This window comes from Xenorhabdus eapokensis (assembly GCF_001908105.1).
The window spans coordinates 59,914-75,570 of the sequence record NZ_MKGQ01000014.1; the positions used below are offsets into that span (position 1 = coordinate 59,914).

Below are 15,657 nucleotides of genomic sequence, written 5' to 3' on the forward strand. Positions count from 1 at the left end.
TCAGTCCTTCTTTTTGCTTTTTTGTGTCTGGAAAATCCAAATTCGCAAAAATGGGACTGAGTTTCTTTGATACTCCTACCATTTTGAAAAGTCATTTAGTAGTTTGAGAAGTCGAAAGCAGCAGAGAGAACATCCTCTTCATATGTCTGTTATTGGGAATTTAACGAAAAATAATGAACAAATTAAGCTACATACTCATTGTCAGTTTTCAGATCAGGTTAATTTTGATTTAGTGTTTTTGCCTCCTATGTGGGGAAACCCATTTTCTTCTATGGCTGATAGAGAAGATATTCTTGAGTGGCTGTGTAGGCAAAAAGATAATCAGGCTATCATCATTGCGACGGGAACAGGAGGATGTTGGTTAGCAAAAGCGGGTTTGCTTGAGGAAAAAACAGTAACAACTCATTGGTATTTCTATGACAAATTTGAGAGCCATTTCCCAACAGTGGATGTGAATCGTAAAGCGAGCATCACATATTGCGACAACATTTATTGTGTGAGGAGTATTAATTCCCAAACGGAACTGCTCGTTTACCTTATCGCTCAATTTTTCAGTATCCCAATTGCTAAAATTATTGAGAAGCACTTTTTACATGAAGTATCACACTTTCAATCAGAACCATTTTTTCAAATCGGGGGTAATATGCAATTTGATGAAATGGTTTCAATAGCACAGAATTATATTAAGCAGCATGTTGATTCACAAATCACCATTAAAGATATTGCCACTTATGTTGGTGTATCGGAAAGTACTTTGATTCGTAGGTTTAAAGGGCAAATTGGTATTTCACCTCATAAATATATACTGAATCACCGACTGTCAACAGCCAAACAATTGCTAATGGACAATAGCTTAACCTTACTGCATATTGCTCAATTAGTGGGATTTAAGGATGCTTATTACTTTAGTAAGATATTTGAACAACATTTCAAACTAACTCCAACCGCTTATCGTAAGTTGGTAAAAGCCAAAGTGTTCCATGCTTGATGAATAGGTTAAAAAGATACTCATGCTAAATATTGCTCAAAATTATTACCAGTAAATCAAACAAACAACTAGCATGAGCGAATATAAATATCTCGGTTCTATTTAACTAATCGCTTTACCTAGTGATTGGCGAATATAAGATCCCGCACCCAATAACCCCGATTTATCATAGGTAATCAGATACACAGGAATATCTTTTAAATAGTCCGTAAATCTGCCTTTGTTTTCAAACCCTTGCCGGAAACCTGATTTTTGGAAGAAATCAAGGAAACGCGGGACGATCCCTCCTGCAATATAAACACCGCCAAATGCGCCAAGATTCAGCGCCAAATTCCCACCAAAACGCCCTAATGCGGTACAGAAGAGTTCTAACGCCTGTTTGCAGATAGGACAATTTTCACTCAGCGCGCGGTCAGAAATATCGCGAGGGGTAATATCTTCGGCAACGTGACCGTTAAGTTTCATCAGAGAACGGTAAATATTCACTAAACCAGGCCCAGAAAGGACACGTTCAGCGGAGACATGACCATATTTTTCACGCAGTACGCTCAACATATGATCTTCTTCCGTACTCTCTGGCGCAAAATCCACATGACCACCTTCGCCAGGTAAACTCATCCATTGGGTTCCTGTGTGAATAAGATGTGCGACACCTAACCCAGTTCCTGCACCATAAACCGCAATGGGGCGTTTAGCCTGAGGTTGCTTTCCACCAATCTGAATAACATCATCTGCCCCCAAAACCGGAATGGCGAGGGAAACGGCAGTAAAATCGTTAATCACCTCAAAACGTTCCCATCCCAGCGATGCTTTCATTTGGCTAACAGAAAAACGCCAACTGTGGTTGGTCATACTGATCACATCATCCGTCACCGGACAAGCAATAGCGATACAACCATATTTAACTTCACAGTTCTGCTGTTTCAAGTATTGGCGGATAACAATTTCAAGCGATGGATAATGTGCACAGGGATAGAATTCGACTGCGCTCAGTTGCCCAGTATCTACATCACATAATGCCAGACGTGCATTTGTACCACCGATATCACCTACCAGGGCATAAGTTGTCATGGTTTATCTCCTTAATTCTTACAGAAATCCTAATGAACCAGTCAAAAATCGAATTGAGGGGATTTTACACAAGGTCAGGCTTAAAGACCGCATAAAAATGTGTCGATATGGCGCAGGATCCAGATAATTTTGCATCGGACACATATCCTTTAGTTTTCGAGTCACTTTAACCTACTGAATAGGCGTTTTATCATCCTCAATGTGATTATCGCTTGATTCTTATCCCTGATTCACTGGATAATCGTCCGCCTCAAATTTTCTCACAGTTTCTTTATCCAGGAAGCCAAACGATTGCGCAAACGAATGGCTAAACCAATGAACACGGCACTGATTGTTATTATCTTGTGACATAATCGTTTTCGTTTGGAGAGGTGAAGAAATAGGATGAGCGTTTTTTAAAGCGATATATTTAACAGAAGCAGGGGAAAAACATGTCTGGTATGCAGGCACCAACTCAATGCAAACTCGATAGGTATTTTAAGATTACTGAACGCGGATCGACGGTACGTCAGGAAATTCTTGCCGGATTAACGACATTTTTGGCGATGGTTTATTCCGTTATTGTGGTACCAGGGATGCTTGGGCAAGCCGGATTTCCTCATACCGCCGTGTTTATTTCTGTTTGTCTGGTGACCGGTATTGGTTCGTTATTGATGGGATTGTGGGTTAATTTGCCAATGGCGATTGGTTGTGCGATCTCATTGACTGCATTTACCGCATTTAGCCTGGTATTAGGGCAGCAGGTAAGCATTCCCGTGGCACTCGGTGCGGTGTTCCTGATGGGATGTCTGTTTACGTTAATTTCAGTAACGGGCGTGCGAGCTTGGATTTTGCGTAATATGCCAATGGGCATTGCACATGGAACGGGCATTGGCATCGGGTTGTTTTTATTGTTGATTGCAGCTAATGGTGTTGGCTTGGTGATTAAGAATCCACACGTAGGTTTGCCTGTTGCGTTTGGTTCATTGAATTCATTTCCAGTCGTTATGACGCTATTGGGACTGGCAGGCATTATCGGTCTGGAGCGAAAAAAAGTGCCGGGCGGTATTCTGTTGGTGATTATCGCAATTTCTATCATCGGTTTGATTTTTGATCCAGCCGTTAAATATCAAGGATTGTTTAAGTTTCCTACATTGGGGGAAGATGGCCTGTCCCTGATGTTCAGTATGGATATACTGGGAGCGTTACAGCCTATTGTATTACCTAGTGTTTTGGCGCTGGTAATGACAGCAATATTTGATGCAACAGGTACAATTCGGGCTGTGGCGGGACAAGCCAATTTATTGGATAAGAGAGGCCAGATTATCAATGGTGGCAAGGCACTGACCGCAGATTCTGTTAGTAGTATTTTTGCCGGCGCGATCGGTTCTTCCCCCGCCGCGGTTTATATTGAGTCTGCCGCAGGAACCGCTGCTGGCGGAAAAACGGGTTTAACCGCCTCCATTGTTGGTATTTTATTCCTGTTGATTTTATTCCTGTCTCCGCTGTCGTATTTGGTTCCTGGCTATGCTACGGCTCCTGCCTTGATGTATGTCGGATTACTGATGCTGAGTAATGTGCGAAAGCTGAATTTTGATGATTTTGTTGATGCAATGTCAGGTTTATTGTGCGCTGTATTTATCGTGCTGACTTGTAATATTGTCACAGGTATTATGCTGGGTTTCAGTGCGCTGGTTGTTGGGCGTATTTTTTCGGGCGAATGGCGTAAACTGAATATTGGTACAGTGATACTTGCCATTATATTAGTGGTATTTTATGCCGGAAATTGGGCCATCTAATTAAAATAGAATGCGCAAACAATAGGGTTTGCGCATCCCTTCACATCCTTACTATTCCAATGTTAGTCATACAGTGATTGCCAGGCACATTCTAAAAAGTATTAATTTTTCAACACGCTCAAGTCGATAAGCATAAAATAGAAAAATGAATCAATATTTATTGATTCACTATGTGATTGCTTTTTGATTTTCTTTAATAACTGTAATATTTATGGTTATTAGCGCTATTATTAACAGTAAAAAACAGTCACAATCTTTCCACTGACGGATTTTTGGCAATTTGTAAGGGTAACATGGAAATATTCTTTACTATCTTGATCTTGATTTTGGTGGTGTCAGTTTCTGGTGTTCTTACTAAAATGATTCCATTCCGTATCCCCTTGCCGATAGTGCAAATAGCAATGGGAGCGTTGCTGGCCTGGCCTCATTTTGGTTTACACGTTACTTTCGATCCTGAACTCTTCCTTGTTTTACTTATTCCTCCTTTGTTATTTGTTGATGGCTGGAAAACACCGACCAGGGAATTTTTCCAGCATGGACGTGAAATCGTCATTTTGGTTTTAGTGTTGGTATTGGTGACGGTTGTTGGTATTGGTTATTTGATCTATTGGTTACTGCCGAGTATTCCGCTTATTGCTGCCTTTGCACTGGCGGCGGTATTATCCCCAACAGATGCGGTGGCATTGTCATCAATTGTTGGAAAAGGGCGTATCCCTAAAAATATGATGAGCGTGCTGGAAGGGGAAGCATTAATGAATGATGCTTCGGGTCTGGTGGCGCTGAAATTTGCCGTGGCAATTGCCATGGGCACGATGGTCTTTACTGTCACTGGCGCAACGGTGGAATTTTTCAAGGTTGCGATTGGTGGTTTGCTGTCAGGTATTGCTATCACATGGTTATACAGTAAATCACTGCGATTAATGAGTCGCTGGAGTGGGGATGATCCTGCAACTCAAATCATGTTTATGATGCTGTTGCCGTTTGCTTCTTATATGATTGCTGAACATATCGGTGTATCCGGGATTCTGGCTGCGGTTGCCGCAGGTATGACTATCAGTAAGGCAGGCGTGATCCGCAATGCACCACTGGATATGCGTTTGCGTGCCGATAATGTATGGGGAATGCTGGCCTTTGTCTTCAATGGCCTGGTGTTTATCATGCTGGGACTGCAATTACCGGACATTTGGGAAACATCGGTGGCTCAAGCTGAACTTGACCCAAATGTTGAAACCTGGATGCTGTTCGCTGCCGTTGGCGTCATTTACGTTGCGCTGGTATTACTGCGATTCAGTTGGTTATGGCTGATGAAAAATATCAGCAAGATGCTGATAAAGAAAAAACCGCTTCATTTTGCTTCCTATACGACCCGTGAGTTGTGGTTGGCTTCATTTGCGGGTGTTCGTGGCGCAATTACGCTGGCAGGTGCGCTGTCTGTGCCATTGTTCTTGCCGGATGGTGATCCGTTTCCAGCACGTTATCAGTTGATTTTCATTGCTGCGGGCGTGATTCTGTGCTCCCTCTTTGTCGGGGTTATCGGTTTACCTTTGCTGCTACGTGGCATGAAAGTCGGTGATAAGCTGGCAGATCTCAATGAAATCAGAATGGCAAAAGCGGCAATGGCGGAAGTTGCTATTGTCAGTATGAATAAGATGGAAGAGCGTCTGTCGGCCAACACTGAAGAAAAACTGGATGCAGAAGTTATTAGTGAAATTGCTTCTCGCGTTACCGGTTATTTACGGCGTCGTACTGCGGGAACGGATGAAATCGAGCATAACCTGATGGTTGAAGATTTGGAGCGTCGCTTCCGCTTGACGGCATTAAGGGCTGAACGAGGAGAGTTATATCACCTGCGTGCAACCCGTAAGATTAGTAATGAAACACTACAAACGTTGCTGCATGATCTTGATTTGCTAGAAGCGCTTTTAGTGGAAAAAGATCAATAAAAGGTAAAAGACCAATAAATTATGTGGCTGTTAACGATCACAACATTTTTGTGGGCCGCCTCATTTAGCCTGATTGGCGCTTATCTCGCCGGTCAGGTTGATAGCTGGTTTTCGGTTCTTGTCAGGGTCATGTTGGCAGCAATGGTATTTTTACCATTTTTGCGTTGGCGTGGGTTATCTCTGAAAGTTATTTCACTGTATATGGCTGTCGGTGCCTGTCAGCTTGGTGTGATGTATTTGTTTGTATTTCATGCCTATCACTATCTGACTGTGGCAGAATTTTTGCTGTTTACCATTATGACGCCGCTCTATGTCACATTAGTTTATGATCTGATGGGACGCCAGCGGTTGCGCTGGGGTTATGCCTTGAGTTCTTTATTGGCAGTGATTGGTGCAGCGATTATTCGTTATGACCGATTGAGTGAATCTTTCTGGATTGGCTTGCTGTTAGTGCAATTGGCAAATATTTTCTTTGCGATTGGTCAGGTCGGTTATAAGCGCTTGATGGAGATCCACCCGATCCCACAACGAGTGGCATTTTCATGGTTCTACCTGGGCGCTTGTGTTGTTGCCATCATCGGCTGGTTAATGTTTGGTGATCCGCAAAAATTACCAACAACTCAGCTACAGTGGGGCGTTTTGATTTGGCTGGGTGTTGGTGCGTCGGGGATTGGCTACTTTATGTGGAACTATGGTGCCACTCAAGTGGATGCCGGAACACTGGCAATTATGAATAATATGTTGGTTCCGGCAGGGTTATTGGTCAATTTTGCTATTTGGCAGCAGCACCCTAACTGGCTGAGTTTTACCATTGGAGGCAGCCTGATTGTTGCGTCACTTTGGGTGCATCACCGTTGGATACTGAAACCCGTTTCACAAACGGCAAATTGTCCACCGCGTGCTGGCGCGCAGAACGAATAAAAGTATCAATAGCGGGTTGGCGCTGCTCCCCCTCTCGGCTGGCAGCGTACAATCTGCTCCATAATCCTTCTCCCAATGTTTGGGTTACAACCAACCCTTGTCTTTCGAACGTTTCCACCGCCCAGTGTGGTAACGCGGCAATACCCAATCGAGCGGCAACCATCTGAATCAGCAATAGCGTATTATCGACAGTTTTTAATGTCGGGGTAATTTCCGCAGGCTGGAGAAAACGTCGCCAGATATCCAGCCGTTGGCGCTGAACCGGATAAATCAGCAAAGTTTCAGCGGCGAGATCTTGTGGACGAATGTCGCGTTTATTTGCCAGTGGATGGTCTGGTGCGATCACCAACTTCACTTCGTAATCAAACAGTGGCGTATAGTGCAGATTACTGTCTGCAATAATGTCAGATGTCAGAACGATATCCAGTTCTCGTTTTTGCAGTGCCGGTTGAGGATCAAATGTCACACCAGATTTAAAGTCCACATTAACCTGTGGCCAACTTTCACGAAAACGCTTAAGTGCTGGTGTTAACCATTGAATACAGCTATGACATTCAATGGCAATGCGTAAGTTTGTCTTTTCCGGCTCATGGCATTGACGTAGGGAATCTGTTACCAAGGGTAAGACTTGTTCTGCCAACTTTAATAACACTTCTCCTTGAGCCGTTAGCTTCAAAGGTTGGCTTTTACGAATGAATAACTTAAATCCCAGCCGATGTTCTAATTCACTGAACTGATGAGAAAGGGCAGATTGCGTTTGATGCAAATGATTTGCCGCTGCTGCGAGTGAGCCACAATGGTTCAGTGCTTGTAGTGTTTTTAAGTGTTTTAGTTCGATCATGAAAAACCTTCAAGATGATAATGAATAATTTGCGCTTGTGGTTTATACACTACCTGTTGATTATAGAAGTGTAAACATCTAGACGGCTAAAATTTTACGGGTGACGACATGACGGTTTTGAATCATACATTAGGTTTTCCACGTATTGGATTGAAAAGAGAACTAAAAAAGGCGCAAGAAAGCTATTGGGCAGGCAAAATTTCTCAACAGGAATTGCTGGAAACTGGTCGTGAATTGCGTGCACATCATTGGCAACAACAAAAAGAAGCGGGCGTTGATTTAGTCCCTGTTGGTGATTTTGCCTGGTATGACCAAGTATTGACCACCAGCCTGTTATTGGGCAATGTTCCACCGCGTCATCAAAATGAAGATGGCAATATTGATCTGGATACACTGTTTCGTATCGCTCGTGGTCGGGCACCAACAGGTACACCTGCGGCTGCTGCGGAAATGACGAAATGGTTCAACACAAATTATCACTATATCGTGCCTGAATTTCAGGAAGGGCAGGAATTTAAGCTGGGTTGGACTCAATTATTGGACGAAGTTGATGAAGCTTTGGCACTGGGGCACAGCGTAAAACCTGTTCTTTTGGGACCGGTGACCTATTTATGGCTCGGTAAAGTGAAAGGCAAAGTTTTTGATCGCTTATCTCTATTAAAAGATATCCTGCCGGTATACCAGCAAGTGCTGGCAGAACTGGCAAAACGTGGCATTGAATGGGTACAGATTGATGAACCGGCTCTGGTACTGGAATTACCAGAAGAGTGGCTGGCAGCATTCTCAACAGCTTATCAAGCGCTTGAGGGACAAGTGAAATTGTTGCTGACGACCTATTTCGATAGCATCGGTCACAATCTGGAGACCATAAAATCGCTGCCAGTACAAGGATTGCATGTTGATTTGGTTGCAGGAAGGGATTCTCTTGAGGATTTGGATAAATCTCTGCCGGACGATTGGTTGCTTTCATTGGGTGTGGTTAACGGCCGCAATGTTTGGCGAGCCGATTTGAGTGAGAAATATCAGCTTGTTGCCCCATGGGTTGGTAAGAGAAATGTGTGGATCGGCACGTCCTGTTCATTGCTTCATAGCCCCATTGATCTGAATGATGAAACTGGGTTGGATGAAGAAGTGAAAAGCTGGTTTGCCTTTGCATTGCAAAAATGTGCGGAACTTTCTTTGTTATCACAAGCATTGAATGCGCCAGAAGGCAATAAACAGGCTGAACTGGATGCTTATAGTGCCCCAATTCGCGCCCGCCGCAGTTCCACAAGGGTGAATAATTCAGCAGTTGCTGAACGTATTGCGGCAATAAAGCCACAGGATAGTGAACGTAATCAGGTATATCCTGAGCGTGCCAGGCTCCAGCGTCAACGTTATAACTTACCGCTGTGGCCAACAACAACTATCGGTTCATTCCCGCAAACAACGGAAATTCGTAGCCTGCGTCTCGATTTCAAAAAAGGTCGGGTGGATAGTACGCACTACCGAGCCAACATCAGTGAGCATATCAAACAAGCGATCCAAGAGCAGGAGCGTCTGGGGCTGGATGTATTGGTACACGGTGAAGCTGAACGTAACGACATGGTGGAATATTTCGGTGAACACTTTGACGGTTATGTCTTTACCCAAAATGGTTGGGTGCAGAGTTATGGCTCGCGTTGCGTGAAACCACCGGTAATCATTGGCGATATTAGCCGTCCAGAGGCGATAACGGTAAACTGGGCGACATATGCGCAATCCTTGACTGATAAGCCAGTCAAAGGCATGTTGACGGGACCTGTGACTATTCTCTGTTGGTCATTCCCAAGGGAAGATGTCAGCCGTGAAACCATCGCTAAACAGATCGCATTGGCTTTGCGGGATGAAGTTGATGATTTGCAGAAAGCAGGCATTGGTATTATCCAAATTGATGAACCTGCATTGCGTGAAGGCTTGCCACTGCGCAGAGAAGAGTGGCAGGAATATCTGGAGTGGGCGGTGGATGCTTTCAAACTGAGTGCCGCAATCGCGAAAGATGATACCCAAATCCACACTCATATGTGTTATTGCGAGTTCAATGACATCATGCCGTCCATTGCAGCACTGGATGCGGATGTGATCACCATTGAAACCTCGCGCTCGGATATGGAGTTGCTGGATTCGTTTGAAGATTTCTCATATCCGAATGAGATAGGGCCTGGTGTGTATGACATTCACTCACCAAACGTCCCTAGTGTTGAATGGATTGAGGCGTTGCTACGCAAAGCGGCTGATCGTATTCCGGTCGATCGTTTGTGGGTGAACCCGGACTGCGGCTTGAAAACTCGGGGTTGGATAGAAACCAGACAAGCGTTGGCAAACATGGTTGAAGCGGCAAAACGCTTGCGCTCTTCGTTAAACAGTTAACTTAGAGTTTAATCGAGCAGTTTAAATTTAAATAAGCTGAAAATACCCGCCACAGTGAGTGCAATGTGGCGGGTGAAAACGAAATTAGCTGTTCCCATAATTGTCAGGCGATTTTCATTCTTCATCTCAACTATCCTCTCTCATTGTCACCGCCCTGATTCATAACAAAACTCACTTTCTCCCCGGTGTCATACATTTTTGTGAATGATTTTATAAAACAGATGTTATCTGAAATTTTCTTTGGAAAAATATCGAATTCTGATAGCAAAAATCATCGTAAATATGGCATGTTCCAATTTATCCGTTTTTAATGAGGTTTTTGTGATGGAGTTTTACATTCCAATTATTGGATTGGGGGTGGCGGTATTTACGCTGGTTTTTCTGGTTTTGCGGACTCGTGTCCATGTCCTTATTGCTATGCTAATTGCAGCAATAATTGCCGGAATATCAGGTGGCTTGACTATAGGCAATGTCGTTGAGGTGATCACCAAAGGATTTGGTTCGACATTAGGCAACATCGGTATCGTGATTGGGTTGGGATGCATGATGGGGAGGATATTGGAAGTATCGGGAGCAACAGAGCAGATCGCCTATAGCCTGATTAAATGGTTGGGTAAAAGGCGCGAAGAGTGGGCTTTGGCGATTACCGGTTATATTGTCAGTATCCCCATATTTGTGAATTCGGCTTTTGTGATCCTCTATCCGCTGGTGAAGGCATTGGCGAAGAAAGGGAAACGCAATGTCTTGTCCCTTGGGGTTGCTTTGGCGGGAGGGTTAGTGGTGACTCACCATATCGTTCCCCCAACACCAGGGCCGCTTGGTGTCGCCGGAATATTCGGAGTGAGTATTGGCCAAATGATGCTGGCAGGTATGATACTGGCGGTGCCTTGTGTCATTGGTATTACCTGCTATGCAAAATGGTTGGAGACTCAATATCCTGAATATCAACTGGATGATACAGAAGAAAATTTACAACAAATGCACCAGAATTATATGGAAGAAAAGGAACAAAAATCACTTCCAAGCCTGTTTCTTTCCTTGTTACCCATCGTTACGCCGATTGTTCTGATTTTTATTGGCGTGATTAATGGAATGATACTAAAAACTGGTGAGGAGAACGCGTTCTATTTTCAGATTTTTAATTTTCTAGGATCACCCATTATTGCGCTGGCAATCAGTGTATTACTGGCGGTTTATACTCTCATGCCAAACGTCAGTAAACATGAAGTGATTGAACATCTGGAAACAGGGTTAAAAACCGTAGGCATTATTTTGTTGGTGTCGGGAGCGGGGGGAGCATTAGGCGCGGTGTTGAACGAAGGTTCAACCGGAACGATATTAGCGCATTATATTGCCAGCCTGCCAATAACACCTGTTTTGATCCCATTTATTATTGCGACGCTCATACGTATCATTCAAGGCTCTGGTACAGTGGCAATGATAACTGCTGCTTCTATTTCTGCACCTGTGATCAAACAAATACCGGATGTCAATATGCTGGTGGCGGCGCAAGCTGCGATGATGGGTACACTGTTTTTCAGTTACTTCAATGACTGTTTTTTCTGGGTAGTTAACCGGATGATGGGTATCAAAAATGTGAGGCAGCAGATTATCGTCTGGTCGATTCCTACCACAATTGCCTGGGGAATCGGATTGTGTGGTGTATTGCTTCTTAATCTCGTCATGTGAATGGCTTATGTGAATGGTTTATATAAATAGTGATAGCGCTCTGTAGAGGGCGCCACCTTTTAAATGTGATAATTATCACAAATATATGTATGTGTTTCTTATTTAGATCAATTAAAGATGATTTAAATCACGAAAAAATGTCAGAGTAGTGACTAAATTTAGGTATTCATATTTTGAATCATGTCCGCTGAGGAGTCTGATATGTCTGATGTGTTTCACTTAGGTATCACCAAAAGCGACCTGCAAGGCGCAACTCTGGCGATTGTACCCGGCGATCCTAACCGTGTTGAGAAAATTGCGCACCTGATGGATAACCCAGTACATTTGGCTTCCCACCGTGAATTTACAACCTGGCGTGCAGAAATCGACGGAAAGTCCGTGGTTGTCTGCTCTACAGGCATTGGCGGTCCTTCAACGTCGATTGCTGTAGAGGAATTGGCACAGTTGGGAGTACGCACTTTCCTGCGCATTGGAACAACTGGGGCAATTCAGGCACATATCAATGTAGGGGATGTATTGGTTACGACTGCTGCGGTTCGTTTGGATGGTGCCAGTTTGCACTTTGCCCCAATGGAGTTCCCTGCGGTTGCTGATTTTGAGTGTACAAATGCCTTGTATGAAGCAGCAAAAGCATCGGGTTCTGCGACCCATGTTGGCATTACTGCATCTTCCGATACCTTCTATCCAGGACAGGAACGTTACGATACTTATTCTGGCCGTGTCGTTCGTCGTTTCCAGGGTTCGATGAAAGAATGGCAAGAAATGGGCGTAATGAACTTTGAGATGGAATCAGCAACGTTGCTGACCATGTGTGCAAGTCAGGGACTGCGTGCTGGTATGGTAGCGGGTGTGATTGTTAACCGTACCCAACAGGAAATCCCAGACGCTGAATTATTGAAGCAAACAGAAAGTAATGCGCTGGGGATAGTTGTGGAGGCCGCTCGTCGCCTGTTGTAACGTCTTTCATCAAGGGTCAGAACATTCTGACCCTATCGTTTTGTGCGATCTTTTCTTCCCTTCATTTTAAAATTTGCTAATGTCATAGCATTTTGTACTAATAGATAGTTTGTTCTATTAACTATTTTTTAATCGCAACAAGAGTGACTATGACCATAACATTTCTATCTCATCCTTCACTACTTCCTTTGCATGGTGGCATTAATTTTCGTGATTTGGGTAATAAAACACTGAACAACGGCGCCAAGATTAAACCTGGATTGTTATTTCGCTCTGGTTCACTGGACAGACTGACAGAAAACGATCAGGCTTTTTTAGTGGATCAAAACCTTTTGCAGATCATTGATTATCGTGATAACAGCGAAATTATGGATAAACCCGATCGAATATGGCATGGGGCGCATTATTACCATGCTCCTGCCAATCCTCTTTCCAAAGAAGTCGATGCTAATCTGGATAAGTTAGACAAAGAAATATTGGAGCAATTCGATGCGAAAACCTTTATGTCTCGCTTATATAAATTGCTACCCATTAACAATCCCGCCTATAAGAGGTTAGCGACATTATTGCAGCAACCAGAGAAAGGCGGCATTGTGCAACATTGCGCAGTTGGTAAAGACAGAACCGGAGTAGGCTCTGCACTGGTTTTATTCGCATTGGGTGCAGATCTGGATACGGTAATTGAAGACTATTTGTTGACCAATATCACATTGGCTCCGTACCGAGACTACTTATTGAGCGAGCATGCAAAAATGATGAGTGAAAGTGTGGTCGAAAAATTTGCCTATGTTTATTCAGTGAGGGAAGAATTTTTACTGACTGCACTTGATAGTATTAACCAGCATTATGGCAGTATTGATATTTGGCTGGAAAAAGATATCGGGCTTAATATCGCTGCGCGTGAAAAACTACAAACTTATTTTCTTGAATAAAAATATCAGGTTAGCATTGGGCTAATTGTTCAGGGCTAATCTATAACATCCCATTGATATAACACAGGAAAGATTAATGTGAGCCTGCATGAAATTATCGAACTGGTCATAAACTTCGTGAAAGCCCATGAAGTTTGGGCAATTCCCATCATTTTCCTACTGGCATTTGGTGAATCATTGGCATTTATTTCCCTATTGTTACCAGCAACGATTATTTTGTTGGGATTAGGCGCATTGATTGGTGAAAGTGGGTTAACTTTCTGGCCAATATGGATAGCCGCAGCCGCCGGTGCTTTCTTTGGCGATTGGGTTTCTTACTGGTTTGGCTGCCATTACAAAGAAGATGTCGGCAAGATGTGGCCGCTTTCTCGCCATCCTCAAACGTTGATTCGCGGACACCGTTTCTTTGAACGATGGGGAGTATGGGGCGTTTTCATTGGGCGTTTTTTTGGTCCGTTGAGAGCGGTTGTACCGCTGGTGGCCGGAATTTGTGCCATGCCAAAACGTCATTTTCAACTCGCTAACTTAGCTTCTGCATTGATTTGGGCATTCGGTATCTTAGCACCAGGAGCATTTGGCCTGCGTTGGTTGGCTGAATGGATGGGATAAAGAGTGGATGGGGTAATTGCGAGCCGCTTTGCAAGCTGAAAGAAAGCCATTAAAGACTCTGGACATCTATACAGCATCTATTTAACTTACATTGAGGCGAGTGACTCAGAAAAGTTGACTGAAATTTATTGGCAATGGTGTCAATGAAGAATAGCGTTAGCGAGGGTGTATAGGTGGATATCCAGTGGTTATACATGCTGATCGGTGGCTTAGGTGGATTGCTGGGCGGAGGGATCTTCGTCTGGCTTTCTGTTCAGCAGAGAATCCAGCAAAAAGAGCAGGAACTGCGCGAATTATATAGCCAATTGGCTGTCAGCCATGAAAGGCTGGAACAATCCCACTATTGGCGTACTGAATGCGATCAACTAAACCAAGAATTACTGGCTCAACGAGAAATTAATAGTATGCAGGAAGCTGAGTTGCGAGAATTAAGCATTCGGCTTGAGGAAACCAGACTGGCTGCGGAGGAAAAGCAGCGTTTATTGATCAACAGTGAGCAGCGATTAAATACCCAATTTGAAAATCTTGCCAATCGTATCTTTGAGCAGAATCAACGCCGTACCGATGAATATCATCGTCAAAATCTCAATAATCTTCTGATGCCATTTCGTGAACAACTTGAGGGATTCCGCCGTCAGGTACAAGACAGCTTTGGACAAGAAGCCCGTGAGCGCCATACCTTGACTCATGAAATACGTAATCTTCAACAACTGAATGCACAGATGGCAAAAGAAGCCATCAATCTCACAAAAGCCCTGAAAGGAGACAATAAAATACAGGGAAATTGGGGAGAGATGGTATTGGCGCGGGTTTTGCAGGCTTCTGGCTTGCGTGAGGGATATGAATTCGATACACAAGTCAATATTAAGGCTGAAAACCGCGAGCGTTTTCAGCCTGATGTGATCGTGCATCTGCCACAGGGAAAAGATGTCATTATTGATGCAAAAATGTCCCTGGTTGCTTATGAACGTTATTTCAACAGTGATAGCGAAGAGCAACAGGCACAAGCATTACAGGAACATATCAATTCCATCAGAGGACACATTCGCGGCTTGAGCCGAAAAGATTATCAACAATTACCCGGATTGCGATCACTGGATTATGTTTTGATGTTTATTCCTGTAGAACCCGCTTATTTAGTGGCACTCAATCAGGCGCCAGAATTACTTGATGAAGCGTTGAAACATAATATTATGCTGGTTAGCCCATCAACTTTGCTGGTTGCTATTCGTACTATTAATAACTTGTGGCGTTATGAATATCAAAGCCAAAATGCGCGCCTGATTGCTGATAAAGCCGCCAAAATGTATGACAAAATGCGGTTGTTTGTGGATGATATGCAAGGATTGGGACAAAGCCTTAATAAAGCACAGGCGAGCTACCATTTCGCAATGAAAAAGCTTGTTGAGGGCAGAGGCAACTTAATTAGTCAGGCCGAAGGGTTTCGTGAATTAGGCGTGGATGTAAAGCGTCCTATTGATTCACAGTTGATTGATAAATCTTTCCAATCGTTGCAGGTGAATGAGTGAAGTCTGAATAG

The 15,657-nt window shown here is 43.7% G+C and carries 12 protein-coding genes; 10 read left to right on the plus strand and 2 right to left on the minus strand.

From position 1 onward, the window contains the following. Window positions 1–142: 142 nt before the first annotated feature. Window positions 143–988 carry a GlxA family transcriptional regulator gene (locus tag Xedl_RS11385; protein ID WP_074023812.1) on the plus strand — a complete coding sequence of 282 codons (846 nt, stop codon included), beginning with the start codon at window positions 143–145 and terminating at the stop codon, window positions 986–988. Window positions 989–1,090: 102 nt separating this feature from the next. Here Xedl_RS11385 and glk read toward each other — a convergent pair whose 3' ends face one another. Further along, window positions 1,091–2,059, minus strand: a complete 969-nt coding sequence (gene glk / locus Xedl_RS11390) for a glucokinase (protein WP_074023813.1) — start codon at window positions 2,057–2,059, stop codon at window positions 1,091–1,093. A 431-nt stretch (window positions 2,060–2,490) separates the two neighbouring features. Between glk and Xedl_RS11395 the strand changes: the two genes are divergently transcribed. The 3 genes from Xedl_RS11395 to Xedl_RS11405 all read left to right on the plus strand — a co-directional run bounded on the left by Xedl_RS11395 (window position 2,491) and on the right by Xedl_RS11405 (window position 6,701). Then, window positions 2,491–3,837, plus strand: a complete 1,347-nt coding sequence (locus Xedl_RS11395; RefSeq protein ID WP_074023814.1) for an NCS2 family permease — start codon at window positions 2,491–2,493, stop codon at window positions 3,835–3,837. Window positions 3,838–4,130: 293 nt separating this feature from the next. Continuing rightward, the gene (locus Xedl_RS11400; protein WP_074023815.1) at window positions 4,131–5,780 is read left to right on the plus strand and encodes a Na+/H+ antiporter; all 1,650 of its coding nucleotides are present in this window, start codon (window positions 4,131–4,133) and stop codon (window positions 5,778–5,780) included. A 21-nt stretch (window positions 5,781–5,801) separates the two neighbouring features. Further along, window positions 5,802–6,701 (plus strand): carboxylate/amino acid/amine transporter, encoded by a 900-nt coding sequence (locus tag Xedl_RS11405; protein WP_074023816.1) that lies wholly within the window; start codon window positions 5,802–5,804, stop codon window positions 6,699–6,701. Here Xedl_RS11405 and metR read toward each other — a convergent pair. Next, window positions 6,586–7,542, minus strand: coding sequence for an HTH-type transcriptional regulator MetR (metR, locus tag Xedl_RS11410; protein ID WP_074023817.1), 957 nt, complete (start codon window positions 7,540–7,542; stop codon window positions 6,586–6,588). The genes Xedl_RS11405 and metR overlap by 116 nt on opposite strands. 108 nt (window positions 7,543–7,650) lie before the next feature. Here metR and metE point away from each other — a divergent pair, with 108 nt between their 5' ends. From metE to rmuC, 6 genes are all read left to right on the plus strand, one after another. Next, complete coding sequence (gene metE, locus Xedl_RS11415; protein ID WP_074023818.1) at window positions 7,651–9,930, plus strand: 5-methyltetrahydropteroyltriglutamate--homocysteine S-methyltransferase; 2,280 nt, start codon at window positions 7,651–7,653, stop codon at window positions 9,928–9,930. A 324-nt stretch (window positions 9,931–10,254) separates the two neighbouring features. After that, window positions 10,255–11,619, plus strand: coding sequence for a GntP family permease (locus Xedl_RS11420; protein WP_074023819.1), 1,365 nt, complete (start codon window positions 10,255–10,257; stop codon window positions 11,617–11,619). A gap of 201 nt (window positions 11,620–11,820) precedes the next feature. Then, window positions 11,821–12,576, plus strand: coding sequence for a uridine phosphorylase (gene udp, locus Xedl_RS11425; protein WP_074023820.1), 756 nt, complete (start codon window positions 11,821–11,823; stop codon window positions 12,574–12,576). Between the two features lie 149 nt (window positions 12,577–12,725). Beyond that, window positions 12,726–13,508 (plus strand): tyrosine-protein phosphatase, encoded by a 783-nt coding sequence (locus tag Xedl_RS11430; RefSeq protein ID WP_074023821.1) that lies wholly within the window; start codon window positions 12,726–12,728, stop codon window positions 13,506–13,508. Between the two features lie 78 nt (window positions 13,509–13,586). Next, window positions 13,587–14,117, plus strand: a complete 531-nt coding sequence (locus Xedl_RS11435; protein WP_074023822.1) for a DedA family protein — start codon at window positions 13,587–13,589, stop codon at window positions 14,115–14,117. Between the two features lie 173 nt (window positions 14,118–14,290). After that, a complete protein-coding gene (rmuC, locus tag Xedl_RS11440) occupies window positions 14,291–15,646 on the plus strand; it encodes a DNA recombination protein RmuC (protein ID WP_074023823.1) in 1,356 nt (451 codons plus the stop codon). The last annotated feature ends 11 nt before the right edge of the window (window positions 15,647–15,657 follow it).

Excerpts from the sequence above, each read along its gene's own strand:
- Xedl_RS11430 (WP_074023821.1), top strand. The coding sequence starts at position 12,726 with ATGACCATAACATTTCTATCTCATCCTTCACTACTTCCTTTGCATGGT.
- Xedl_RS11395 (WP_074023814.1), top strand. The coding sequence starts at position 2,491 with ATGTCTGGTATGCAGGCACCAACTCAATGCAAACTCGATAGGTATTTT.
- Xedl_RS11420 (WP_074023819.1), top strand. The coding sequence starts at position 10,255 with ATGGAGTTTTACATTCCAATTATTGGATTGGGGGTGGCGGTATTTACG.
- metE (WP_074023818.1), top strand. The coding sequence starts at position 7,651 with ATGACGGTTTTGAATCATACATTAGGTTTTCCACGTATTGGATTGAAA.
- Xedl_RS11385 (WP_074023812.1), top strand. The coding sequence starts at position 143 with ATGTCTGTTATTGGGAATTTAACGAAAAATAATGAACAAATTAAGCTA.
- udp (WP_074023820.1), top strand. The coding sequence starts at position 11,821 with ATGTCTGATGTGTTTCACTTAGGTATCACCAAAAGCGACCTGCAAGGC.
- Xedl_RS11400 (WP_074023815.1), top strand. The coding sequence starts at position 4,131 with ATGGAAATATTCTTTACTATCTTGATCTTGATTTTGGTGGTGTCAGTT.
- Xedl_RS11405 (WP_074023816.1), top strand. The coding sequence starts at position 5,802 with ATGTGGCTGTTAACGATCACAACATTTTTGTGGGCCGCCTCATTTAGC.
- glk (WP_074023813.1), bottom strand. The coding sequence starts at position 2,059 with ATGACAACTTATGCCCTGGTAGGTGATATCGGTGGTACAAATGCACGT.
- metR (WP_074023817.1), bottom strand. The coding sequence starts at position 7,542 with ATGATCGAACTAAAACACTTAAAAACACTACAAGCACTGAACCATTGT.